Source organism: Micromonospora sp. NPDC049151, from assembly GCF_040648395.1.
GTDB lineage: Bacteria > Actinomycetota > Actinomycetes > Mycobacteriales > Micromonosporaceae > Micromonospora.
In genome coordinates this window covers 168,017-190,946 of record NZ_JBEZDP010000005.1, presented here as the reverse complement: position 1 = coordinate 190,946, position 22,930 = coordinate 168,017, and the positions used below count along the sequence as shown (strand labels likewise).

The window sequence follows — 22,930 nt, the reverse complement described above, 5'->3', positions numbered from 1 at the left end:
GGGACAGGATGGGACAACGGGCCGACGGACCGGACCGGGCGCACCGGCGCCCGGAGGGAGTGAGTGACGCCACCGTCGAGGCGCTGGGCAAGCTCAGCGAGGCCCTGGAGTGCGTCGAGCGGGCCCGGGGCCACCTGTACGAGCTGCACCAGCTCATCGGCCACGCCGACCTGATGCTCGACGACGCGGTGGAGATGTTCCGCTCCGCCGGCCACCCGGCGATCGCCGAGCGGATCGACAGGGAACTGCTCGGCCGCAACGTCATCGCCGGACGGTGGACGTTCCAGATCGTCGAGGACTTCGACGACGGGTACTACGCGCTCTTCCGGGAGCTGGACCGGCGGGCCCGCGACGAGCTGGTCGAGGGCCGGCGGCACCTCTACGAGGCGGAGATGAAGGAGCGCCGCCGCAGCCGGGGGGTGCCGGGGCACGAGGCGCACCCCGGCGGAGGCTGACTCAGTCGGAGGCGCGGGCGTCGGCCGGGCGGCGGCGGGCGCCGTCGTCGGCGATGATCACGGTCGCTACCATCAGCGCCACCACCAGGCTGAACAGCCAGGAGCTGTCGTCGGTGAACCGGGCCGAGACCGGAGCCTGGATCGCGGCGAGCAGGAAGCCCAGCCAGGCGAGCTTGCGCTGACGGTTGGAGAGAAAACCGGAGCCCTGTTGCATCCCGAAAGTCTTGCGCGCATCGAGGTGAGTGCCGTCAGCCGTTCGGCCGATTCTGGATGGGCTGTCCGTTTTCCCGACCGTCCGTACCGCACTTTATGTCGCTTCGGCCGAGCATGAATCCGGCGGCTGCGGGCACCGGCACGGGTGCCCGCAGTCACCCGGGGATCACATGCTGTCGGGGCCGGTCCGCCCGATCGTCGACGGCCGGTAGGCCCGGTCCGCATCGGTCATCTCACGCCGCTCGGCCTCCGGGCCGGCACCCCGGTCCACCGCCTCCGGGCCGTGGCCGAACGCGGCCTCCTCGCCGGCGTCGTTGGCGGTGACGTCGTCGCCCTGGCCGTCCGTGGCCGACCGGGCGATGGCCTGGTCCAGCTCGTGCAGGGGAGTACGGTCCTCGTCGCGCCACACGTGGCGGTCGTTGTCGGTCATTACCCTGCGGTACCCGGACCGGATGATCGCAAACGGCCGGGCACGGCGATGGCCGCCGGCGGTGCCGGCGGCCATCGGAGACTCGGTACGGGGAGGGTGCTCAGGGGGTGGGGCGGTCGACGGCGCCGCGCCAGGCGCCCGTCTCCTGACCGCGCCGCTCGATGAACTGCTTGAACCGCTCCAGGTCGCCCTTGGCGCGCCGGTCGACCACGCCCAGCTTGTCGCCGGCCTGCTCGACCACGCCGTGCGGCTCGAACTCCATCTGGAGCGTGACCCGGGTGTGCCCCTCGTCGAGGCGGTGGAAGGTCACCACGCCCGCCTGCTGGGTGCCCCCGGTGGAGCGCCAGGCCACCCGCTCGTCCGGCAACTGCTCGGTGATCTCGGCGTCGAACTCGCGCTTCACGCCCGCGATCTCGACCGTCCAGTGGGTCATCCTGTCCGAGAGCTGCCGGACCTCCTGCACACCCTCCATGAAGTGCGGAAACTCCTCGAACTGGGTCCACTGGTCGTACGCGGTCCGGATCGGGACCTTCACGTCCACATGCTCGGTAACGCCACTCATGTCGGGGTTCCTCCTGTTCCGCCGGTTCTTCGTCGCGGGCCGTGGGCCGGCCCGCTCACCAGCGCGTCGTCTCGTTCCGGTGCCCGAGTGCGGCCCACACCTCGGAGATCGTCTGGTAGGTGGTGCCCTCGGGCAGGGTCTCCAGGGCGGCGACGATGTCCGTCGGGGCCTCGTTCTCCAGCGCGTTGGCAAGCAGCGCCTCCCGGTCGCCGGGCAGGGCGGTCATCGTGATGAACCGCCCCAGGCGGCTGCGCGCCTCGACGTCCTCGGAGCTCATGCCCTGCGGCGCGCCGCTGCGCAGCTCCCCGGCCGGCGCCGTGGTGGCCTCCGGCTGGTCCTCGCCGGCCGGCTCGGGGATCCGGAACTCCTCGGCCCGGGAACCGCCGGTGCCGGCGCTCTGGACGAGACCGCTGACCTCACTGCTCATCTGGTCGTCGACCCTGGGCGAGTGCTTGCTGCTGCCACGTTCCATGCCTTGGGAGATGCCCCCGAGGGCCGCCGGTAAACCGGCGCCGGCCGGGGGAGCCGGTCATCCGGGCGGCAACCGGTCGGCGGTCTTCTCGTTGTCCGCGTTCTCCTTGTCCTCGTCGGCCGGGGCGCGCGGCGGCAGCACCGGGTCGTCCGGCTCCTCGATCCCGGCCTGCATCGCCCGCCCGCGCTGCAGCTCCGCGTTCACCTGCACGCCGAGCATCAACGCGCAGTTGGACAGGTAGAGCCACACCAGGAACGCGATGACCGCGCCGAGACTGCCGTACGTGACGTCGTACGAGCCGAAGTTGGCCACGTACAGGCCGAAGCCGAAGGAGACGAGCACCCAGGCCACGAGCGCCAGCGCGCCACCCGGGGTGAGCCAGCGGAACCGCGGCTGGCGGACGTTCGGCGCGATCCAGAACAGCAGCGACAGCAAGGTCATCGCGACCACCGCGAGCAGCGGCCACTTCGCCACCGACCACGTGGTCCGGGCCACCGCCCCGGCGTGCAGCAGGTCACCCACCGCGTCGGTGACCGGGCCGCTGACGATCAGCCCGGTGGCCACCACCGCCAGCAGCACGATCGTCACCGCGGCCATGCCGATCTGCAACGGGCGCAGCCGGTAGAACGGCCGCCCCTCCCGCACCCCGTAGATCGCGTTCGAGGCCCGGGTGAACGCGCCGATGAACCCGGACGCGGACCAGAGCGCGCCGAGCAGGCCGAAGCTCAGCAGCACCTTCGCCGAGCCCTGCTGTTCGACCACGTTGCGCACCACACCGACGAACGCGTCGTTGCCGACCACCGAACCGGCGCCGATTTCCCGGGCCAGGTCGATCACGGTGTCGACGGTGCGTGGGCCGTCGGAGACCAGTCCGACCAGCGCCACCACCACGATCGTGGACGGGAACAGCGCCAGCACCCCGTAGTAGGTGAGCGCCGCCGCCCAGTCCGCGCAGTTGTCAGTGACGAAACCCTTGCCGCTGCGCATCAGCACGCCGCGCCAGGTGCGCCAGTTGAGCTGGCGGATCCGCCGGGGGAAGCGGGATCGCGTCCGGCCGCCGACCGTCTGTGGTGTGGTCACGGTCATGTCCGCCTCCTCCAGGCCCCGCCACCGGGCGTGGGCGGGCGGTACCCGCCGGTGGAAATCGACAAACCGGGTGCCGGTTTGCCCGCCGGGCGGGAGGGAACCACACCAGACAGCCGATCGATACTCCAGGAGGACGAGATGCCCGGGCGCGAGGTACTGCCCAGCACGCTGCGGCGCTCGCCGGCGAAGGCGCAGCGGACCTGGGAGAAGACGCACGACTCGGCGGTCGAGACCTACGGCGAGGGGGAGCGGGCGCACCGCACCGCCTTCGCCGCGGTCAAGCACGAGTTCGAGAAGGTGGGCGACCACTGGGAGCCCAAGGGCCGCAAGGGCCCCAGCGACAGGCAGGCCGAGGGCGGCGGCCCGGCCCGGCGCGCGCCGACGGCCGGCGGGGTGGACGCCAACGCCACCAAGGACCACCTCATGGAGGTGGCGAAGAAACTGGACGTGCGCGGCCGGTCCCGGATGACGAAGCCGGAACTGGTCAAGGCCATCGAGAAGGCCAACAACAACGCGACCCGCAAGGCCCGCGGGGGTCGCTGACCCCTTTGGGTACGCGTCGAGCCCGGGACCGCCTCGGTCCCGGGCTCATTCGTGCCGTCTCACCAGTGGCCGCCGCCCGGCGCCTCCAGGTGCACCGCCTTGACGGCGCTGAACTCGTCCAGCAGCTCCGGGCCGTACCCGAAGCCCTGGCCGCTGCCCCGGCGCGGCTGGGCCGCGCCGCCCGGCGCCCCGCCGAACACCGAATTGATCTTCACGGTGCCGACCGGCAGCTCCCGCCAGGCGCGCTGGGCGTGGCTCATGGAACCGGTCAGGACGGTGGCGGCCAGGCCGTACGGCGAGTCGGCCGCGCAGCGCAGGCCCTCGCTGAACGAGTCGACCACCACCACGGGGGCGACCGGCCCGAACGTCTCCTCCCGGACCAGCGCCATGTCGTGGCGGCAGCCCTCGACCACGGTGGCCGGATAGAACGCGCCGGGGCCGTCGGGCAGCACGCCGCCGGCGCGTACCCGGGCCCCGTCCGCCACCGCCGCGGTGACCTGCCCGTGCACGTGGTCCCGGTGCCGCCTGTCGACAAGCGGCGCGAGCTGCGTGCCCGGATCGCGGCCGGGGCCCACGGTCAGGGCCTCGGCGCGTGCCACGAGCGCGTCGGTGAAGCCCTCGGCGACGTCGCGGTGCACGTAGATCCGCTCCACCGCCACACAGATCTGCCCGGCGTTGGCGAAACAACCGAGCGCCGCCTGCTCGGCCGCCCAGATCGGGTCGACGTCCGCGTCCACCACCAGCGGATCGCTCCCGCCGTTCTCCAGCAGCACCTTCGCGCCGGTCCGCCCGCCCGCGACGGCGATCGCCCGGCCGGTGGCGGTGGAGCCCACGTGGGCGATCACGTCCAGTTCCTGCCCGGCCAGCGCGGCGCCGACCTCGCCGCCGCCGGTGAGCAGCGACAGCACCCCGGCCGGCAACGCCGAGTCCAGCGCGCGGGCCAGCAGCCACCCGGTGGCGGGGGTCCGCTCGCTCGGCTTGTACACCACCACGTTGCCGGTGACCAGGGCCGCGCCGAGCAGGCCGCAGGACACCGCCACCGGGTCGTTCCACGGGGTGATCGCGGCGACCACGCCGCGCGGCTCGGGAGCCATGAAGTCCAGTGCGTCGTGCGCGCCGTGCAGGGTCCGGCCGCCGCGTACCGGGGCGAGTTCGGCGTACTGTCGCAGCGTGCCGATGCCCGCCGCCACCCCGCCCCGCGCGTCATCGAGGGGCTTGCCCATCTCCGCCGTGGTCGCGTCGGCCAGTTCCCCGGCCGCCGCCTCGACCGCGTCCGTCGCCCGGTGCAGCGCCGCGGCCCGTTCCGCGGGGGCGGTCGCCGCCCACTCCGCCGCCACGCCCCGGGCCGCCTCCACCGCCTTTGCCACCTCGTCGGCGGTGGCGACCGGCGCCCGGGTCACCGGCGACCCGTCCGCCGGATCGTGGACGACCAGCTCACCGCCCTCGCCGCCGGCGCCCCACACTCCACCAATGAGCTGCGCAACCGTGTACATGCGGCCGTGCTTGCCCCGGCATGGGCAGGGCAAACGCGTTTCGCCCGGTGACCGGCCGGGTAGGCGGATCCGATGACCTCCACCGCAGACGCCGTCGTCATCGGAGCCGGGCACAACGGACTGGTGGCCGCGAACCTGCTGGTGGACGCCGGATGGGACGTCGAGGTCCTGGAGGCCACCGAGGCGCCCGGCGGGGCCGTCCGCTCCGCGTACGTGACAGCGCCCGGTTATCTCAGCGACCTCTACAGCTCGTTCTATCCGCTCGGCTACGCCTCTCCGGTGCTCGACGGGCTGGGCCTGGAACAGCACGGCCTGTCCTGGACGCACGCGCCGGACGTGCTGGCGCACCTGCTCCCGGACGGCCGGGCCGCCGTGGTCAACCGCGACCTGGACACCACCGCCGCGTCGCTTGAGGCGTTCGCCCCCGGCGACGGGGAGCGCTGGCGGCACGCGTACGCCGACTGGCGTCAGGTGGCCGAGCCGATGCTGCAGGCCATCACCACCCCGTTCCCCCCGGTGCGCGGTGGTCTGGGCCTGCTGCGGCAGCTCCGCGTCGGCGGCGCGCTGCGGCTGGCCCGCCGCCTCGTGCTCCCGGTCCGCAAGCTGGGTGCCGAGCTGTTCGAGGGCGAGGGCGGTCCGGTCCTGCTGGCCGGCTGCGCCCTGCACACCGACCTGTCCCCGGAGGATGCCGGCTCCGGGGTGTACGGCTGGCTGCTCGCCATGCTCGGCCAGCAGGTGGGCTGGCCGGTGCCGGTCGGCGGCGCCCAGCGGATCACCGACGCGCTGGTGGCGCGGCTGGTCGAGCGGGGCGGCCGGATCACGTACGGCGCCCGGGTCGAGCGGGTGCTCACCGCCCGGGGCCGGGCGATGGGCGTGCGCACCGTCGGCGGCGCCGACTGGCGGGCCCGGCGCGCGGTGCTCGCCGACGTGCCGGCCCCGGCGCTCTTCCTCGACCTGGTCGGCGCGGCGGCGCTGCCGCCCCGGATGGTCGAGGATCTGGCGCACTTCAAGTGGGACGGTTCCACGCTCAAGGTCGACTGGGCGTTGTCCGCGCCGGTGCCGTGGAAGAACCGCGACCTGGCCGGTGCCGGCACCGTGCACCTGGGCGCCGACATGGACGGCCTGACCACGTACGCGGCCGAGCTGGCCCGCGGCGAGCTGCCCCGGGATCCGTTCCTGCTGGTGGGGCAGATGTCGGTGGCCGACCCGAGCCACTCACCGCCCGGCACCGAGTCGCTCTGGTCCTACACCCACCTGCCGTTCCGCCGGGACTGGCGCGCCGAGGAGGTGGCCGGGCACGTGGAGCGGATGGAAGAGACGCTGGAGGCGGCGGCACCCGGGTTCCGGGCGTCCGTCGTCGGGCGGCATGTGGCCGGCCCGGCCGACCTGGAGGCCGCCGAACCGAGCCTGGTCGGGGGCGCGCTGGGCGGCGGCACGGCCGCGGCGTACCAGCAGTTGTTCCTGCGGCCGATCCCCGGCCTGGGCCGGGCCGACACCCCGGTGGACCGGCTCTACCTGGCCAGTGCCTCCGCCCACCCCGGCGGCGGCGTGCACGGCGCGCCGGGCGCGAACGCGGCGCGGGCCGCGCTGGCCCGCGACCGGGCAGTCACCGGAGCGGTGTACGCCCGGACGATCGCCGCCGCCCACCGCACCGTCTACCGCTGACCCGGCCGCGCCTTCACCGCTGCCGCTGCCGTTGACCGCTTCCCGCGCCACCGGGGGAACACCTGGCAACCTCGTCGACGGAACCGCAGACCGGCGCAGTCTCCCGGCAAACGAGATCGGCAGCCGGGGCCGAGGCGCTCAGCGGCAGCGACCGACCACCACTACGTCGAGTGCGTCACGCTGAGTGGTCGGCAGTGCCTCGACGGGATAACCGCGCCGCCGCCTTTGCTCTGCAGCCTTATATGCATCGGTTACGCATCGTGACCAACGTGCGCTGTGAACGGAACGGCCGCCCGGAAAGCCTCCCTGCTCAGGGCGGTGCTGCGCCGGTGGCGGCAGAGCAAAGGGCGCGGCGGGAGATGTGGCTGAGCGGGCGCGCCCTCACGCGCGGTGACAGTTACGCGGCGTGAGGGCGCGGTGGAACGCGGAAGCGCTCAGGAGTCGAGGTTGCGGTGCCGGCTGCGCAGCTTGAACGGCATCAGCGCGCTCTCGATCTTCGTGGCGGTGGTCATCTTCGAGTCGCCGTCGCGGCGTTCCTCGAAGCGGATCGGCACCTCAAGGATCGTGTGGCCGAGCTTGGTGGCGAGGTAGTGCATCTCCACCTGGAAGCTGTAGCCGTTCGACTGCACCCGGTCCAGCCCGATCGCGCGCAGCGCGTCGGCCCGCCAGATCTTGAAGCCGGCGGTCAGGTCGCGGATGCGTACCCGCAGCAGCGTGTGCACGTACAGGTTGGCCCAGCCGCTGAGCGCGCGCCGGTACAGCGGCCAGTTCTCGTCCAGCTCGCCGCCGGGCACGTAACGCGAGCCGATGACCACCGAGGCCTGGGTGGACAGCAGCGCGCCGAGCATGCCGGGCAGCGCCTCCGGCGGGTGCGACAGGTCGGCGTCCATCTGGGCGACGAAGTCCGCGCCGTCGTCGAGCGCGCGGCCGATGCCGTCCACGTACGCCCGGCCGAGGCCCTCCTTGCCCGGGCGGTGCAGCACCGTCACCCGGTCCGGGTGCTCGATGGCCAGCTTGTCGGCGACCTCACCGGTGCCGTCCGGGGAGTTGTCGTCCGCGACCAGCACCTTCAGCCCCGGCAGCGGCAGCGCGAGCAGGCGCTCGACCAGCACCGGAAGGTTGCCCGCCTCGTTGTAGGTCGGAACGACGACGGTCAGGCGCGCATCCCCCCACGGGGAGGGTAACTGCACGGGTTCGATCATCACGGACATCCTCGGTCAGCCGACAGGTTCACCTGAGAGGGTAGCCAGTCCCTCGTACGGCAGCCGCACAGACGCCCCGCCGGGCGATCGATCACGGCTCCGGCTTCTGCCGCGTCGCGATGTCGGAGAGCCGGGCCAGCGTCTCCCGGTTGCGCAGGTGCAGCACCAGGTCGTTGAGCTTGGTACGGACCCACCGCAGCGGCCCGGCGGCGAAGTCCTCGCCGATCGTCACCCGGGTCCGGCCGCCCTCCAGCGGCTCCAGGGCGAACGCCACGATCGCCTCCCCGGCCGGCCACAGCCCGGCGCGCAGCACCAGCCGGTGCGGCGCCTCGCATTCCAGCACCGTCGACTTGTCCTGGAGGGAGAACGGCCAGGGCCCGGCCCGGTGGTGCAGGTTGGTGCCGACGCGGGGCCACGCGTCGTCCACGTCCCGCACGTGTGCGGTGCCGACCACCCAGTCGCTGTACGTCCACCCGTCCGCGAGCACCTCGAAGACCTGCTCCGGGGGCGCGTCGATCACCTTCTCCACAACCGCCATCACCGAGCGGTACCCCGCCATGGGCCGTCGCTAACGGCGACAGGGGTTAGCTTCTCCGGGGCGGCGGGTATCGCCGCACCGGGCCGGTCGTGGCAGTCGTGCGCCCCGGCCGTGCGGCACCGGCGGGGCGGCCTGGCGCCGACGTTGACGTTTACTCCTCGGGGCGTCGGGAACCCGCCGCCCGTGCGACGGGACCAGGAGCGGGATCAGTGCAGGTCAGCCCGGGTTGACCCGGGTGCTGACCGGTTCCCGTCCGGCCTGTACGACGCGGTGCTGCTGGACCGCGACGGCACGCTGGTGGAAGACGTGCCGTACAACGGCGATCCGGAGAAGGTACGGCCGGTGCCGGGTGCCCGGGAGGCGCTGGACCGGTTGCGGGCGGCAGGGTTGCGGCTGGCCGTGGTGACGAACCAGTCCGGGCTGGCCCGGGGCCTGTTCACCGAGGCGCAGATGCGTGCCGTGCACGCCCGGATCGAGGAGTTGCTGGGTCCGTTCGACCACTGGGCGATCTGCCCGCACGCGGAAGCCGACGGTTGCGCCTGCCGCAAACCCGCGCCCGGCCTGGTGCACGAGGCCGCCCGCGCGCTCGGGACGACGCCGACCCGGTGCGTGCTGATCGGTGACATCGGCGCGGACACGGGCGCCGCCGCCGCGGCGGGCGCCGCCGCGATCATGGTCCCCACGCCCGCCACGAGGACCGCCGAGGTGGCCGCCGCGCCGACAGTCGCCGCCGACCTGCCGGACGCGGTGGGCATCGTGCTGGCCCGGATGCGCCTGACGGCCGCGCCGCGGCCCGCGCGCCGGTCGCGCCGGGGCACGGTGCTGGTGGTGCGCAGCGACGCGGCCGGGGACGTGCTCGTGACCGGGCCGGGCATCCGGGCGGTAGCGGCGGGCGCGGAGCGGGTGGTGCTGCTGTGCGGGCCACGCGGCCGTGCCGCCGCCGAACTGCTCCCCGGCGTGGACGAGATCGTCGAGGCGTCGCTGCCGTGGATCGACGCGCCCGCCCCGCCCGTCGACCCCCACGCCGTCCGCGCGCTGACCGACAGGCTGTCGGGGGTACGCGCCGACGAGGCGGTCGTGTTCACCTCCTTCCACCAGTCCGCCCTGCCCCTGGCCCTGCTGCTGCGCCTGGCCGGGATACCCCGCATCAGCGCGATCAGCGACGACTACCCGGGCAGCCTGCTCGACGTGCGCCACCGCGTCCCGCCCGGCGTACCCGAACCCGAACGCGCCCTGTCCCTCGCCGCCGCCGCCGGCTACGCGCTGCCCGACCACGACGAACCGGCACTGCGCATCCGCACCGACCGGCTGCCGCCGCCCGCGGAGGCCGCCGGGCCGCCCGGCTACGTGGTCCTGCACCCGGGATCGTCGGTGGAGACCCGCGCCTGCCCGGAGGAACTGGCCACCCGCGTGGTCCGGGTGCTCGCCGCCTCCGGTCACCGGGTCGTGGTCACCGGAGGGCCGGACGAGCGGGAGCTGACCGCGCGGGTCGCCGCGGCGGGCGGCGTCGACCTGGGCGGGCGGACCGGGCTGGACGAGCTGGCGGCGGTGATCGCCGGGGCCACCGCGCTGGTGGTCGGAAACACCGGCCCGGCGCACCTGGCCGCCGCACTCGGCGTGCCGGTGGTGAGCCTGTTCGCGCCCACCGTCCCGTTCGGGCAGTGGGGGCCGTACCGGGTGCCGACGGTGCGGCTGGGTGACGCGGGCGCGGCGTGCCGGGACACCCGCGCCACCGTCTGCCCGGTCCCCGGGCACCCCTGCCTGTCGGCGGTCGAGCCGGGACGGGTGCTGGAGGCGCTGCGGCTGCTCGGCGTGCCGGCGCCGGTGGCGGGCGGGGTGGCCGGATGAACATCCTGCTGTGGCACGTCCACGGGTCGTGGACGACCTCCTTCGTGCACGGCAAGCACCGCTACCTGGTGCCCGTCACCCCTGACCGGGGCCCGTACGGGCTGGGCCGGGCGCGCACCTACCAGTGGCCGGACAACGCCGTCGAGATCGCCCCGGAAGACCTGCGCGACGCCGACGTGGACCTGGTGATCCTGCAACGCCCGGAGGAACTCGACCTGGCCACCGAGTGGCTCGGCCGCCGGCCCGGCAGCGACCTGCCCGCGATCTACGTCGAGCACAACACCCCGAAAGGCGACGTGCCGAACACCCGGCACCCGATGGCCGACCGGGACGACCTGCTGCTCACCCACGTCACCGCGTTCAACGAGCTGTTCTGGGACAACGGCGCCACCCGCACCACAGTGGTCGACCACGGCGTCGTACCACCGGCCGTCGAGTGGACCGGCGAACTCGACCGCCTCGCCGTGGTCATCAACGAGCCGGTACGCCGCTGGCGGGTGACCGGCACGGACCTGCTCGCCCGCTTCGCCGCGCTGGCGCCACTCGACGTCTACGGGATGAAGGTGGACGGTCTCGCCGCCCACCTCGGCCTGCCGGCGGACCGGCTGACCAGCCACGACGACGTACCTCAGCACGCGATGCACGCCGAACTCGCCAAACGGCGCGCGTACCTGCACCTGTGCCGCTGGACCTCACTCGGCCTCAGCCTCATCGAGGCCATGACCATGGGCATGCCCGTGGTGGCACTGGCCACCACCGAGGCGGTGGAGGCGGTGCCACCCGCCGCGGGCGCGCTGTCCACCCGCGTCGACACGCTCGTCGACGCCGCCCGTGGCCTGCTGGACGACCCGGAGTCCGCCCGCCGGGCGGGCGCCGTGGCCCGGGCCGCCGCCCGGGACCGCTACGGCCTGGAGCGATTCCTCGCCGACTGGGACCGGCTGCTGGAGGAGGAAGTATGCGCATCGCGATGATCTCGGAGCATGCCAGCCCGCTCGCCGTCCTCGGCGGGGAGGACGCCGGTGGCCAGAACACGCATGTCGCGGAGCTCTCCGCCGCGCTCACGGCGGCCGGTCACGACGTACGCGTCTACACCCGGCTCGACGCGGTGGACCTCCCGGTGAGCGTCCGCACCCCGGACGGGTACGAGGTGGTGCACGTACCGGCCGGGCCGGCCGAGCCGGTGGCCAAGGACGACCTGCTGCCGTACATGCCGGCGTTCGGGCAGTGGCTGGCCGACCGGTGGCGCACCGGCGACTGGCAGCCCGAGGTGGTGCACGCGCACTTCTGGATGAGCGGGCTGGCCGGTCTCGCCGCGGCCCGCCGGGCGGGCGTGCCGGTGGTGCAGACGTTCCACGCGCTCGGCACCGTCAAGCGCCGCCACCAGGGCGTGCAGGACACCAGCCCGCCGGGCCGGGTCGAGCACGAGCGGAGGCTGGGCCGCTCGGTGGACCGGGTGGTCGCCCAGTGCCAGGACGAGGTCGCCGAACTGGTCCGGATGGGCGTGCCCCGGACGCGGATGACAGTTGTGCCGTCGGGGGTGAACCTGACGACGTTCTCCCCGCTCGGCCCGGTCGCCGACCGCGGCGGCGACCGGGCCCGCATCCTCACCGTCGGCCGGCTGGTCGAGCGCAAGGGCTTCCAGGACGTCATCCGGGCCGTCGCCGAGGTGCCCGACGCCGAGTGCGTGGTGGTCGGCGGGCCGCCGGCCGGACTGCTGGAGACCGACCCGTACGCGTTGCGCCTGCGCGCGCTGGCCCGCTCCCTGGGCGTCGCCGACCGGGTACGCCTGGTCGGCGCGGTGCCCCGGGAGGAGATGGGCCGCTGGTACCGGTCGGCCGACGTGCTCGTCGCCGCACCCTGGTACGAACCGTTCGGGCTCACCCCACTGGAGGCGATGGCCTGCGGCGTACCGGTGGTCGCGACGGCTGTCGGCGGGCTGATCGACACGGTGGTGGCCGGACGCACCGGCGACCTGGTGCCGCCCCGGGAGCCGGCGGCCCTCGGCGCGGCCCTGCGCGGCCTGCTCGGCGACCGGATCCGCCGCTTCGCCTACGCCACCGCCGCGCTGGAGCGGGCCCGCACCCGCTACTCCTGGGCCACCACCGCGGACCGCCTCACCGAGCTGTACGGCGAGGTGGCCACCGTGCGCCGCCCGACCCGGGTGGTCGCCTGATGACGCCCGCCACGCCGGCCGCCGGCGCGACGGTGCTCGAGGACCACCTGAGCCGGCTGGCCGCCGCGCTGCTGCCCCTGCGGGAGGCCGAACACATGCTGGCCCGCTGGGGTGCGGAGCTGGCGCGGGGGCTCGCCGCCGGTGGCCGGCTGCTGGTGGCCGGCAACGGGGGCAGCGCCGCCGAAGCCCAGCACCTCACCGCCGAACTCGTCGGCAAACTCCACCACGACCGCCAACCCCTCTCCGCCATCGCCCTGCACGCCGAAACCAGTGCCCTCACCGCCATCGCCAACGACTACGGATACGACGAAACCTTCGCCCGGCAGGTCCGCGCCCACGGCCGACCCCACGACCACCTCCTCCTCATGACCACCAGCGGCACCAGCACCAACCTCCTCACCGCCGCCCACGCCGCCCACCAGACCGGCCTACGCACCTGGGCCTTCACCGGACCCGCACCCAACCCCCTCGCCGACCTCTGCCACGAGCACCTGGCGATCGACTCGGCGGACGGGCAGGTGGTGCAGGAACTGCACCTGGTGGCCTCGCACGTGCTCTGCGAGTACGTCGAACTGGCGCTGCCCGCCGCGCTCGCCCCGCAGACTCCGGCCGGGCCGGTACGCGCCGGTGTCGAGGTCGTCGTCGGCGAGCCGGATCCGACGGCGCCGGTCGGCCGGGGAGGTACGGCATGAGGGGACCGGTGGTGGTACTCGGTGACACGCTGCTGGACCGCGACGTCGAAGGTCTGGTGAACCGGCTCTGCCCGGACTCCCCGGTGCCGGTGCTGGACGAGACCGTGTCCCTCGACCGGCCCGGTGGCGCCGGGCTGGCCGCCGTCTTCGCCGCCGCGCAGGGCGCCGAGGTCGCGCTGGTCACCGCCGTCGCCGACGACGCGGGCGGCGCCCGGCTGGGCACGTTGCTCGCCGCCGCCGGGGTGCGGTTGTACGCGCTTCCGCTGGCCGGCGCCACCCCGGAGAAGATCCGGTTGCGGGCGCGCGGCCGGGTGCTGCTGCGCCACGACCGGGGCGGGACCGCCGGTGCGCCGGGCCAGCCGAGCGACGCCGTGCTGCGGCTGCTCGCCGACGCGTCCGCCGTGCTGGTGAGCGACTACGGCCGGGGCGTGGCGGGGCATCCGGCGCTGCGCGCCGCGCTGACCGCGACCCGGGCGCCGGTGGTCTGGGATCCGCACCCGCGAGGGCCGGCTGCCGTACCGGGGGTGCACCTGGCCACCCCGAACGAGCCGGAGGCCCGCGACCTGGCCAAGACGCCGCCGGGCGGCTCCCGCCTGGCCGTCGCGTCCCGCAGCGCCCACACGCTGCGCCGCCGCTGGCAGGCGCGCGCGGTGGCGGTGACGCTCGGCGGGGACGGCGCGCTGCTCAGCCACGCCGGCGCCACGCCCCTCGTGGTGCCGGCGCCGCCCGCCGAGGGGGACACCTGCGGGGCCGGCGACCGGTTCGCGTCCACCGCGACGCTGGCCCTGGCCCGGGGCGCGCTGGTGTCCGAGGCGGTGCAGGAGGCGGTCGCCGAGGCGTCCGCGTACGTGGCCGCGGGTGGGGTGGCCACCGCGCTGCCCGCACCGGTGCGGGCGGTGGCCCCCGCCGTGGTCACCGGCGGCGGGGACCGCATCGGCGCTGGCGCGGCCGGCGAGGTGGTGGCCCGGGTACGCGCGGCCGGCGGCACCGTGGTGGCCACCGGCGGCTGCTTCGACCTGCTGCACGCCGGGCACGTAGCGACGCTCCAGGCGGCCCGGCAGCTCGGCGACTGCCTGGTGGTCTGCCTCAACTCCGACGCCAGCGTGGCCGGGCTCAAGGGGCCGGAACGTCCGGTCGTGCCGCAGGGCGACCGGGGGCGGCTGCTCGCCGCGCTCGGCTGCGTCGACGCGGTGCTGATCTTCGACGAGCCGACTCCGGAGGCGACGCTGTCCTGGTTGCGCCCGGACATCTGGGTCAAGGGCGGCGACTACGCCAGCGGCGGCGGGCCGGAGACGCTGCCCGAGACGGAGATCCTGGCCCGCTGGGGCGGCCACACGGTGGTCGTGCCGTACCTGGACGGGCGCTCCACCACCGACATGATCGCGGCGGCGCGGGCCGGGCGCGGCAGCGGCGGCTGGCCGGTCGACGCGGCCGAGGCCGTCACGCGGGTCCGGTCCACGGCGAAGGGAGCACGATGAACGAGCGACGCATCCGACCCGGCACGGCCGCTCCCGCCGGCCCGACGGTGGCGGCGTGAGCACCGGCGCGCCCGGCGCCGGGCCGACCGTCCTGGTCACCGGCGGTTCCAGTGGGCTCGGGGCGGCGGTGGTCGCCGCGGTGGCCCGCGCCGGTGGTCGCCCGCTGGTGCTGGACCGGCAGCGGCCCGCCGACGGGGTGCCCTGGGCCGAGTGCGACCTGGCCGACACCCGGGCCGCCGAGGCCGCCACCCGCGACCTCGCGGAACGCTCCGGCGGGCTGGACGCCGTGGTCACCGCCGCCGGGATGGACGTGCCCGGGAAGCTCGCCGACATCCCGGCCGAGACCTGGGAACGGATCGTCACCGTCGACCTGCTCGCCACCGCCGCGGTGATCCGGGCCGCCCTGCCCTGGCTGGAGGCCTCCCGGGGCAGCATCGTCACCGTCGCCTCCACGCTCGGCGTGAAGGCGGTCAGCGACGCGACGGCGTACTGCGCGGCGAAGTTCGGGGTGGTCGGGTTCACCCGGGCGCTCGCCGCCGAACTCGCCGGAGCGGTCGGCGTGACGCTGCTGATCCCGGGCGGGATGCGGACCGCGTTCTTCGACGAGCGGGACGCGCAGTACCGCCCCGGCCCGGACGCGGTGCTCAACGAGCCCGCCGACACCGCCGCCGCGGTCATGTTCGCGCTGTCCCAGCCGGCCGGCTGCGCGGTACGCGAGATGGTGGTCTGCGCCGCGCGGGAGTCCTCGTACCCGTGATCCTGGTGCTGCGGGCGCTCGGGGTCGGCGACCTGGCCACCGCCGTGCCGGCGCTGCGCGGTCTGCGCGCCGGCCTGCCGGGCCGGGAGCTGGTGCTCGCCGCGCCGGCCTGGCTGGCGCCGCTGGCGGAGCTGACCGGGGCGGTCGACCGGGTGCTGCCCACCACCGGGCCGGACCGGATCGGGTGGACCGGACCGCCGCCGGAGGTGGCTGTCAACCTGCACGGCCGGGGACCGCAGTCGCACCGGGCGCTGGCCGCCGTCCGCCCCGGCCGCGTGCTGGCCTACCGCAACCCGGGCGCCGGGCACCCGGACGGCCCGGCCTGGGACGACGACGAGCACGAGGTCCGCCGCTGGTGCCGGCTGCTGCACGCGTACGGGCTGCCGGCCGACCCGGGGGACCTGGCGCTGCGGCGTCCGGCGGCGGCCGGCGTGCCGGCCGGGGTGACGCTGCTGCACCCGGGCGGCAAGATCCCGGCGAAGCGCTGGCCGGCGGACCGGTTCGCCGGGCTGGCCCGGGAACTGGCCGCGCGCGGGCACCGGGTGGCGGTGACCGGCTCGCCGGACGAGCGGGCGCTGGCCGAGCGGGTCGCCCGCGACGCCGGGCTGCCGCCGCAGGCGGTGCTGGCCGGGCGGACCGGACTGGCCGAGATGGCCGCGCTCGTCGCGGGCGCGCGGCTGGTGGTCAGCGGGGACACCGGCGTGGCGCACCTCGCCACCGGCTACGGCACCGCCTCGGTGGTGCTGTTCGGCCCGGTGCCGGCGGCACACTGGGGTCCACCGCCGGACCGCCCCCGCCACCGGGCGCTGGGTGCGATCGAGCCTGCGCCCGTCAACCCGGATTCGACCGGGTCGGGCGGGGTAGGAACCCACCCGACATTGGATGCCATCGGGATCGACGAGGTGGTGGCCGCGGTGGCCGACGTGGAACGGGTATCCGGTGCGGTTGCGGCGTAGCGATCCGGGCCGGCCGGGGTACGCCCGTCGGCGGCGTGGCAAGGGCTGGCTGTTCCTCGACCCGGCCGGCGAGCCGGTGCGCGACGCCGAGGAACTGGTACGGCTGCGCGAGCTGGTGATCCCGCCCGCCTGGCGGAACGTGTGGATCTCGCCGTACCCGAACGGCCACATCCAGGCCACCGGGATCGACGCGGCGGGCCGCAAGCAGTACCTCTACCACCCGGGCTGGCGGCGCAAGCGCGACGAGGCCAAGTTCGACCACGTGCTGGAGGTGGCGCACCGGCTGCCGGCGCTGCGCGACCGGGTGACGCAGGACCTGGCGCTGCGCGGCCTGCGCCGGGAACGGGTGCTGGCGACTGTCGCCCGGCTGCTGGACATGGGCGCGTTCCGGGTCGGCAGCGACCAGTACGCCACCGGTGACGACCCCACGTTCGGGGTGGCCACGCTGCGGCCCGAGCACGCCCGTTCCCGGGGCGGCTGCGTGGTGTTCGAGTTCCCGGCCAAGGGCGGGATCGAGCAGGTCCGCCGGATCGAGGACGCGGAACTGTGCCAGGTGCTGCTCAACCTGCGCCGGCGGCGGCGGGCGCAGGAGCGGCTGTTCGGGTACTGGGACGGCCGGGCCTGGCGCGACGTGCGCAGCGACGAGGTGAACGACTACCTGCGCGACGCCAGCGGCGGCGAGATGACCGCGAAGGACTTCCGCACCTGGCACGCGACGGTGCTGGCCGCCGCCGAACTGGCCACCGTGGGCCCGCAGCGCTCCGCCACCGCCCGCAAGCGCGCCGTGGCGGCGGTGATGCGTTCGGTGGCCGAACTGCTCGGCAACACCCCGACGGTGGCCCGGACCTCATACGTGGACCCGCGCGTGGTCGACCTCTACCACGACGGGGTGCTGGCGCCGGTACGGCCGGAGATGCCGCGCGAGGCGGTGGAGAAGTCGGTGCTGGCGCTGCTGGAGGAGGAGGCCGGCTGAGTGCCGACCGGCCCCGCCGGTCCTGGGGGGGATGCGCGACGGGGCCGGAAACCGTGGCCGCGGGTGCGGTGCCGGGGCTTTACCGGGCGGGGCCGCCCACGGCTGAACCGCCGCGGGCGCCACGCCGCGGCCCCCCGATATCCGTGGGCCACCGCGAGCGGTATCGGCCCGAGATCAGTATGTACGGGCCGAGTTGACGGCGGATGCCGTGGTGTTGACGATCCGTGCCGATTCCAGGTGACGGGCCCGGTACGCCTGCGGCGTCTCCCCGTGCGCGGCCCGGAAGACCCGGCTGAAGTGCGCCTTGTCCCGAAAACCCCAGCGGGCGGCGATGACCTGGATCGAGCGGTCGCCGAGTGCCGGGTCGGTGAGATCGCGACGGCACCGGGCCAGTCGCTCGTCCCGGATGTACGCGGCCACGGTTGTCTCCTCGTCCTCGAAGAGCCGGTGCAGCGAGCGCAGCGAGATGTGATGCGCGTCGGCGATCCGGCCCGGGTCCAGCGTGGCGTCGCCGAGATGCTGGCGCACGTACCCGTGCACCTGTTCCCGCAGCGCACGCCGCCGGATCTCGGTGGGCACCGCGTCCTCGGAGACGAGGTTGCGCCCGAGCAGCGTGGCGACCAGGTCCAGCCCGACGGCGCCCAGCCGCTCCGCGTCCGCCGCGTGGTACTGCTCGGGGTGCGCGGTGATCCGGGTGAGGAAGTCGGCGACCAGCGCGCCGACGCCCTCGGAGCCGGACATCCGGCCGGCGAACAGGCGGGCTAGCCGGCGGTGCGGCAGTGGCAGCGCGTCGTACGGCATGAGGGCCACGATGGAGCGGGCGTACGCGGGACCGGCGGCGTCGGCGTGGTGGCTGACCTCGTGCGGGCGGGAGCAGTCGTAGAAGGTGAGGTCACCGGGGCGGCACCGGGCCCGCCGCCCCTCCTGGTCGGCCTGGCTGGTCCCGGTGAGCGTCAGCGCGAGCAGGTAGTAGTCCGGGTCGGAGCGCTGGATCAGCTTCGAGGTGCGCACGCAGTCCACCGACGGGTAGCGGTAGCGGATGAGCCGCATCGGGCCCAGTTCGATGAACTCCGCGCGGGCGACGAAGTCGTCGGCGTGCGCGGTGTGCACCCGCAGCGGCGTCGGGATGCCCGCCAGCATGTCCAGCCACATGCCGAAGCGTTCCCGTGGCGGCAGCGCCGCCGTGTCGAGGACCTGGCGTTGCAGCTTTCCGTCCATCAACGACCCCCGTGGCTCGTCACTCCTGCTCTAAGCAGGACGCCCCACGGGGTCGAAAAGCGACACCCGTGGGGCGTGACGTCCGTCATTGACGGATCGACGAGCCTTCTGTTAGGAGTCCGTTCAGTCGTTCAGCACGTGGGCCAGCCGGTCCCGGAACCGGCGCTCGGAATCGGTCACCGTGTCACCGCCCAGACCCAGGATGCCGCCGGTGGAGGCGGCGCCCACCACCTGCTCGGCGATCTCCACCAGCCAGTGCCGGTACGCCCCGGCCTGCCCCTCGTCCACCCGCGCGCCGAGCAGCGCGGACGCCTGCCCGGCCCGGGCCAGCACGTCCTCGATCATCGCCTTCGGGTCGTCCGGCGTGATCACCGGCAGCTCCGCCCCGGTCTCCGGGTCGCCCACCCGGTCGACGACCTCACCTGCCACCGCCGCGACCAGCGGGCTCGCCGACTCCCGGCCGGCGGCGATGGTCTCCAGCCCGGCGGCGTTCTCGGCCATGGTCCGGCGGGTGCCGTCGGACTCGGCGGCGGCCGCGGCGGTGATCACCGACTGCGGCAGCCCCACAAGCAGTCCCCACTCCTCGTCGGAGACGCCGAACCGGGTGTACGCCGGCTGCTCGATCACGATCAGGCCCCTTTCGCCGTGGTCGTCGTTGTCGACGGGCGCCCCCGTGGCGCCCGGGTCAGGCTAGTCCAGCGTCAGCAGGCCCTGTTCGGACACCACGCGCACGGACAGCGTCTTGTAGCCCACCTCGTCGAAGAGCACGGTCATCCGGTCCTCCTCGTAGCTGAGCACCAGGCCGGAGCCCCACTCCGGGTGGCGGACCTGACTGTGCACCGGGAACGGCCCGACCGCGCCGTCACCGGCCACACTGGTGCCCGCGTGGCAGTTGTCGCAGTGCGCGCAGACCTCGTTCATCTGCTCGCCGAAGTACGCCAGCAGAGCCTGGCCGCGGCAGCCGGTGGTCTCGGCGAAGGCGCGCATCATGTCGGTACGCGACCGGGTGACCGTCTGCTGCCGTTCCGCCTCGGCCAGCGCGGCGCGGCCGGCCTCGACCGCCGCCGGGGCGTACCGGGGAGCGCCGATGCGCTGCTTGGCCCGTGGCTCGGCGGCGCCGACCTGCTCCAGCAGGGACAGGTACTGCCCCAGCTTGCGTGGGCCGAGACCGGTCAGCTCACGCAGTTCCTTGCGGTTGCGGGCCTTGCCGCGCAGCACCGCCGCCAGTTCGGTCAGTTCCTTCTCGTCGGGCAGCCCGCCGCTGAAGTAGCGCTGGAGCCCGACGTCCTCGGAGCGCCACAGCAGCAGCACCCGGGCCGGCGAGCCGTCCCGCCCGGCCCGGCCGATCTCCTGGAAGTAGCTGTCCGGCGAGTCGGGCAGCGCCATGTGCACCACCCAGGCGATGTTCGGCTTGTCGATGCCCATGCCGAACGCCGACGTGGCCACCATGATCGGCACCCGGTCGGCCAGGAACGCCTCGTGCAGCTCGTGCCGGGCCGCAGTGGGCATGCCGCCGTGGTAGAACTCGGCCGGGAAACCGGCGCCGGTGAGCCGCTCGGCCAGTTCCTCGGCCGCCCGGCGGGTCGGCACGTAGATGATGCCGGGCCGCTCGTCGTCGCGCAGCAGGGCGATGAGCCGCCGCCACCGGTAGTCGTCGGTCGGGCAGTAGGCCACCTCCAGGAAGAGGTTGGGCCGGTCCAGCCCGGAGACCACCACCTCCGGCTCGCGCAGCCGCAGCCGGGCGATGATGTCGTCGCGCACCGGCGGGGAGGCGGTCGCGGTGAGCGCCACCACCGGCGGCCGTCCCAGGCCGTCGATCAGGTGGCCGAGCGCCAGGTAGTCCGGGCGGAAGTCGTGGCCCCACGCGGAGATGCAGTGCGCCTCGTCGATCGCCACCAGCGCCGGCTTCAGCTCGCGCACCTCGGCCAGGCGGTCCGGATTGCTCAGCGCCTCCGGCGTGATGAACAGGAACTCCGCGCGCCCGGCCCGGATGTCCTCGATCGCCTCGGCCTGCTGCGCGGCGCTCTCGTCCGAGCTGATCCGCACCGCGCGCAGCTCCGGGCGCTGCCGTTCGTTGAGCGCGGCGATCTGGTCCTGCTGCAACGCCAGCAGCGGGGAGATCACCACCGTCGGGCCGGGGATCAGGCTGGCCGGGATCTGGTAGATCGCCGACTTGCCGGCGCCGGTGGGCAGCACCACCAGGGCGTCGCGGCGCTTCATCACGGCGCGCATGGCGGCGAGCTGGTTGGGCCGCAGCGCGGTCCAGCCGAACAGGTTCCGCGCCGCCCGGCGCAGGCTGGTGGAGTGCGTGGTCAGTTTCATCAAGCGCCTCAGCTACCCCCGGCGATCCCGCCCGAAACCGGCACCGCCGCTCACCGCCCGGCGCGGGATCAGCGGCGGAACATGGCCCGGATCGCGATCAGCAGGAACAGGCCGCCGACCACCAGGCCGAGCAGGCGTACGCCGGGGATGTCGGCGGCGCTGGTGGCGTCGGCGAGCGGCAGGGCGGACATGTGGGAACTCTCCCACGGGTGGTCCCGGGACGCCAGCGGCTAACAGTAAGGATTGTTGACTATTTAGCTGCGCGGTGTGACCATGGCAGCACCCGCCGGTCCTGGCGGGTCCGTGGGGGAGACGGGGGTACGACAGCACATGAGCGAGCGGACCGTGGGATCGACCGGAGACCTGGCGGCGCTCGCCGCCGCCGTCCTGCAACCCGGGTTCGTCGGCACCACGCCGCCGCCGTGGGTGTGCCGCTGGCTCGGCGAAGGGCTCGGCTCGGTCGTCCTGTTCGCCCGCAACGTCGTCGACAACGAGCAGGTCGCCACGCTCACCGCGAACCTGCGCGCCGAGCGGCCGGACGTCATCGTCGCGATCGACGAGGAGGCCGGCGACGTCACCCGGATCGAGTCGGCCCGGGGCAGCTCCCGGCCCGGCAACTACGCGCTCGGCGCGGTCGACGACCCGGCGCTGACCGAGGAGGTCGCCCGCGACCTCGGCGCCGAACTCGCCGCCGTCGGCGTGACGCTCGACTACGCCCCGGACGCCGACGTCAACTCCAACCCGGCCAACCCGGTCATCGGGGTGCGCTCCTTCGGCGCCGACCCGGAACTCGTCGCCCGGCACACCGCCGCCTGGGTACGCGGCCTGCAGGCCGGCGGCGTGGCCGCCTGCGCCAAGCACTTCCCCGGCCACGGCGACACCCGGGTCGACTCGCACCACGACCTGCCGCGCATCGGCGGCGACCGGGCCCGCCTCGACGCTGTCGAACTCGCCCCGTTCCGTGCCGCCGTCGCGGCCGGGGCGCAGGCGGTGATGACCGGTCACCTGCTGGTGCCGGCGCTGGACCCGGAGTTGCCCGCCACCCTCAGCCCGCGCGTGCTCGGCGGCCTGCTGCGTGAGGAGATGGGCTTCGGCGGCGTGGTGGTCACCGACGCGGTGGAGATGCGCGCGGTGGCCGACCGGTACGGCTTCACCGGCGCCGCCGTGCGCGCGCTCGTGGCCGGGGCCGACGCGATCTGTGTGGGCGGGGAACGGGCCACCGAGGCGGACGCCCGCGAGCTGCGCGACGCGATCGTCGCGGCGGTGATCAGCGGGGAACTGCCCGAGGAACGGCTCGCCGAGGCGGCCAAGCGCGTCGGTCAGCTCGCCGCGTGGAGCGTCGCCGCCCGCGCCCGCCGGACCGCCGGCCCGCACTCGGCCGGGAACCCACCGATCGGGCTCGCCGCCGCCCGCCGGGCGGTACGGGTCACCGGCGACGCCGGGCTGCTGCCGCTGGCCGGTCCGGCGCACGTGGTGGAGTTCGCGCCCGCACGCAACATCGCCATCGGCGAGGAGACGCCGTGGGGCATCGCCGCGCCGCTGGCCCACCTGGCGCCGGGCACCACCACCGCCCGCTACGCCGCCGACGCCGTACCGGCCGATCCAGGAGCGGCGCCGGCCGGCCGGCCGCTGGTGCTCGTGGTGCGCGACCTGCACCGCCACGACTGGATGCGGGACGCGGTACGCCGGGCGCTCGCCGCCCGCCCGGACGCGGTGGTGGTCGAGCTGGGCGTGCCCGAGCTGGTCACCGGCGCGGTGCACCTGGCCACCCACGGCGCGACCGCCGCAGCGGCGCGGGCCGCCGCCGAGGTGCTGACCGGGGCACGCTGACTCCCGGCCCGGCCGGGTGGGGAG

Annotated in this window: 24 protein-coding genes; 12 read left to right on the top strand and 12 right to left on the bottom strand. The window is 74.8% G+C overall.

From position 1 onward, the window contains the following. The first annotated feature begins 8 nt into the window (after positions 1–8). Entirely contained in the window at positions 9–455 is a 447-nt protein-coding gene (locus tag AB0B20_RS08750) for a hypothetical protein (protein ID WP_357469281.1), read from the top strand. Position 456: 1 nt separating this feature from the next. Here AB0B20_RS08750 and AB0B20_RS08745 read toward each other — a convergent pair whose 3' ends face one another. The 5 genes from AB0B20_RS08745 to AB0B20_RS08725 form a co-directional block, all read right to left on the bottom strand. Next, positions 457–669, bottom strand: a complete 213-nt coding sequence (locus AB0B20_RS08745; RefSeq protein WP_357387036.1) for a hypothetical protein — start codon at positions 667–669, stop codon at positions 457–459. 165 nt (positions 670–834) lie between these two features. Next, complete coding sequence (locus AB0B20_RS08740; RefSeq protein WP_030270328.1) at positions 835–1,098, bottom strand: hypothetical protein; 264 nt, start codon at positions 1,096–1,098, stop codon at positions 835–837. Between the two features lie 100 nt (positions 1,099–1,198). Then, a complete protein-coding gene (locus AB0B20_RS08735) occupies positions 1,199–1,660 on the bottom strand; it encodes an SRPBCC family protein (RefSeq protein ID WP_357387038.1) in 462 nt (153 codons plus the stop codon). A gap of 55 nt (positions 1,661–1,715) precedes the next feature. Continuing rightward, complete coding sequence (locus tag AB0B20_RS08730; RefSeq protein ID WP_354867132.1) at positions 1,716–2,132, bottom strand: DUF2795 domain-containing protein; 417 nt, start codon at positions 2,130–2,132, stop codon at positions 1,716–1,718. Between the two features lie 57 nt (positions 2,133–2,189). After that, a complete protein-coding gene (locus AB0B20_RS08725; protein WP_357469277.1) occupies positions 2,190–3,218 on the bottom strand; it encodes a YihY/virulence factor BrkB family protein in 1,029 nt (342 codons plus the stop codon). A 138-nt stretch (positions 3,219–3,356) separates the two neighbouring features. Here AB0B20_RS08725 and AB0B20_RS08720 point away from each other — a divergent pair, with 138 nt between their 5' ends. Then, entirely contained in the window at positions 3,357–3,761 is a 405-nt protein-coding gene (locus AB0B20_RS08720; protein ID WP_357469274.1) for a ChaB family protein, read from the top strand. Positions 3,762–3,820: 59 nt separating this feature from the next. Here the strand turns inward: AB0B20_RS08720 and AB0B20_RS08715 are convergent, their stop codons facing one another. Beyond that, positions 3,821–5,254 carry an aldehyde dehydrogenase family protein gene (locus AB0B20_RS08715; RefSeq protein ID WP_357469271.1) on the bottom strand — a complete coding sequence of 478 codons (1,434 nt, stop codon included), beginning with the start codon at positions 5,252–5,254 and terminating at the stop codon, positions 3,821–3,823. 72 nt (positions 5,255–5,326) lie between these two features. Between AB0B20_RS08715 and AB0B20_RS08710 the strand changes: the two genes are divergently transcribed. Beyond that, positions 5,327–6,919 (top strand): NAD(P)/FAD-dependent oxidoreductase, encoded by a 1,593-nt coding sequence (locus tag AB0B20_RS08710; protein ID WP_357469268.1) that lies wholly within the window; start codon positions 5,327–5,329, stop codon positions 6,917–6,919. 434 nt (positions 6,920–7,353) lie between these two features. On the opposite strand, the gene AB0B20_RS08705 is transcribed toward AB0B20_RS08710, so the two are convergent. Then, a complete protein-coding gene (locus AB0B20_RS08705) occupies positions 7,354–8,121 on the bottom strand; it encodes a polyprenol monophosphomannose synthase (RefSeq protein ID WP_013285395.1) in 768 nt (255 codons plus the stop codon). Positions 8,122–8,212: 91 nt separating this feature from the next. Next, positions 8,213–8,659, bottom strand: coding sequence for an SRPBCC family protein (locus AB0B20_RS08700; protein WP_357387146.1), 447 nt, complete (start codon positions 8,657–8,659; stop codon positions 8,213–8,215). Between the two features lie 258 nt (positions 8,660–8,917). On the opposite strand from AB0B20_RS08700, the gene AB0B20_RS08695 reads away from it, so the two are divergent. Genes AB0B20_RS08695 through AB0B20_RS08660 form a run of 8 tightly spaced genes read left to right on the top strand, consistent with a single transcriptional unit; the run spans position 8,918 to position 17,536 of the window. After that, positions 8,918–10,507: an HAD-IIIA family hydrolase gene (locus AB0B20_RS08695; RefSeq protein ID WP_357469417.1), complete on the top strand. Its 1,590-nt coding sequence runs from the start codon at positions 8,918–8,920 to the stop codon at positions 10,505–10,507. Then, entirely contained in the window at positions 10,504–11,478 is a 975-nt protein-coding gene (locus AB0B20_RS08690) for a glycosyltransferase (protein ID WP_357469266.1), read from the top strand. Before AB0B20_RS08695 ends, AB0B20_RS08690 begins: the two co-directional genes overlap by 4 nt. After that, positions 11,463–12,680 carry a glycosyltransferase gene (locus tag AB0B20_RS08685; RefSeq protein WP_357387052.1) on the top strand — a complete coding sequence of 406 codons (1,218 nt, stop codon included), beginning with the start codon at positions 11,463–11,465 and terminating at the stop codon, positions 12,678–12,680. The genes AB0B20_RS08690 and AB0B20_RS08685 overlap by 16 nt, the downstream gene beginning before the upstream one ends. Further along, complete coding sequence (locus AB0B20_RS08680) at positions 12,680–13,372, top strand: SIS domain-containing protein (RefSeq protein ID WP_357469263.1); 693 nt, start codon at positions 12,680–12,682, stop codon at positions 13,370–13,372. Before AB0B20_RS08685 ends, AB0B20_RS08680 begins: the two co-directional genes overlap by 1 nt. Continuing rightward, a complete protein-coding gene (locus AB0B20_RS08675; RefSeq protein ID WP_357387056.1) occupies positions 13,369–14,850 on the top strand; it encodes a PfkB family carbohydrate kinase in 1,482 nt (493 codons plus the stop codon). The genes AB0B20_RS08680 and AB0B20_RS08675 overlap by 4 nt, the downstream gene beginning before the upstream one ends. Positions 14,851–14,905: 55 nt before the next feature. Beyond that, entirely contained in the window at positions 14,906–15,607 is a 702-nt protein-coding gene (locus AB0B20_RS08670) for an SDR family oxidoreductase (protein WP_357387058.1), read from the top strand. Beyond that, entirely contained in the window at positions 15,604–16,563 is a 960-nt protein-coding gene (locus AB0B20_RS08665; RefSeq protein ID WP_357469260.1) for a glycosyltransferase family 9 protein, read from the top strand. The genes AB0B20_RS08670 and AB0B20_RS08665 overlap by 4 nt, the downstream gene beginning before the upstream one ends. After that, positions 16,547–17,536: a DNA topoisomerase IB gene (locus AB0B20_RS08660; RefSeq protein WP_357387062.1), complete on the top strand. Its 990-nt coding sequence runs from the start codon at positions 16,547–16,549 to the stop codon at positions 17,534–17,536. The genes AB0B20_RS08665 and AB0B20_RS08660 overlap by 17 nt, the downstream gene beginning before the upstream one ends. Before the next feature lie 174 nt (positions 17,537–17,710). On the opposite strand, the gene AB0B20_RS08655 is transcribed toward AB0B20_RS08660, so the two are convergent. From AB0B20_RS08655 to AB0B20_RS08640, 4 genes are all read right to left on the bottom strand, one after another. Then, a complete protein-coding gene (locus AB0B20_RS08655) occupies positions 17,711–18,754 on the bottom strand; it encodes a helix-turn-helix domain-containing protein (RefSeq protein ID WP_357387064.1) in 1,044 nt (347 codons plus the stop codon). A gap of 123 nt (positions 18,755–18,877) precedes the next feature. Further along, the gene (locus AB0B20_RS08650) at positions 18,878–19,381 is read right to left on the bottom strand and encodes a hypothetical protein (protein WP_357387066.1); all 504 of its coding nucleotides are present in this window, start codon (positions 19,379–19,381) and stop codon (positions 18,878–18,880) included. A gap of 63 nt (positions 19,382–19,444) precedes the next feature. Next, positions 19,445–21,076: a RecQ family ATP-dependent DNA helicase gene (locus AB0B20_RS08645; RefSeq protein ID WP_357387067.1), complete on the bottom strand. Its 1,632-nt coding sequence runs from the start codon at positions 21,074–21,076 to the stop codon at positions 19,445–19,447. Between the two features lie 68 nt (positions 21,077–21,144). Beyond that, on the bottom strand, positions 21,145–21,267 hold the full coding sequence (locus AB0B20_RS08640) for a hypothetical protein (RefSeq protein ID WP_013285408.1): 123 nt from the start codon (positions 21,265–21,267) through the stop codon (positions 21,145–21,147). Between the two features lie 139 nt (positions 21,268–21,406). Between AB0B20_RS08640 and AB0B20_RS08635 the strand changes: the two genes are divergently transcribed. Then, positions 21,407–22,906, top strand: a complete 1,500-nt coding sequence (locus AB0B20_RS08635) for a glycoside hydrolase family 3 protein (protein ID WP_357469257.1) — start codon at positions 21,407–21,409, stop codon at positions 22,904–22,906. The last annotated feature ends 24 nt before the right edge of the window (positions 22,907–22,930 follow it).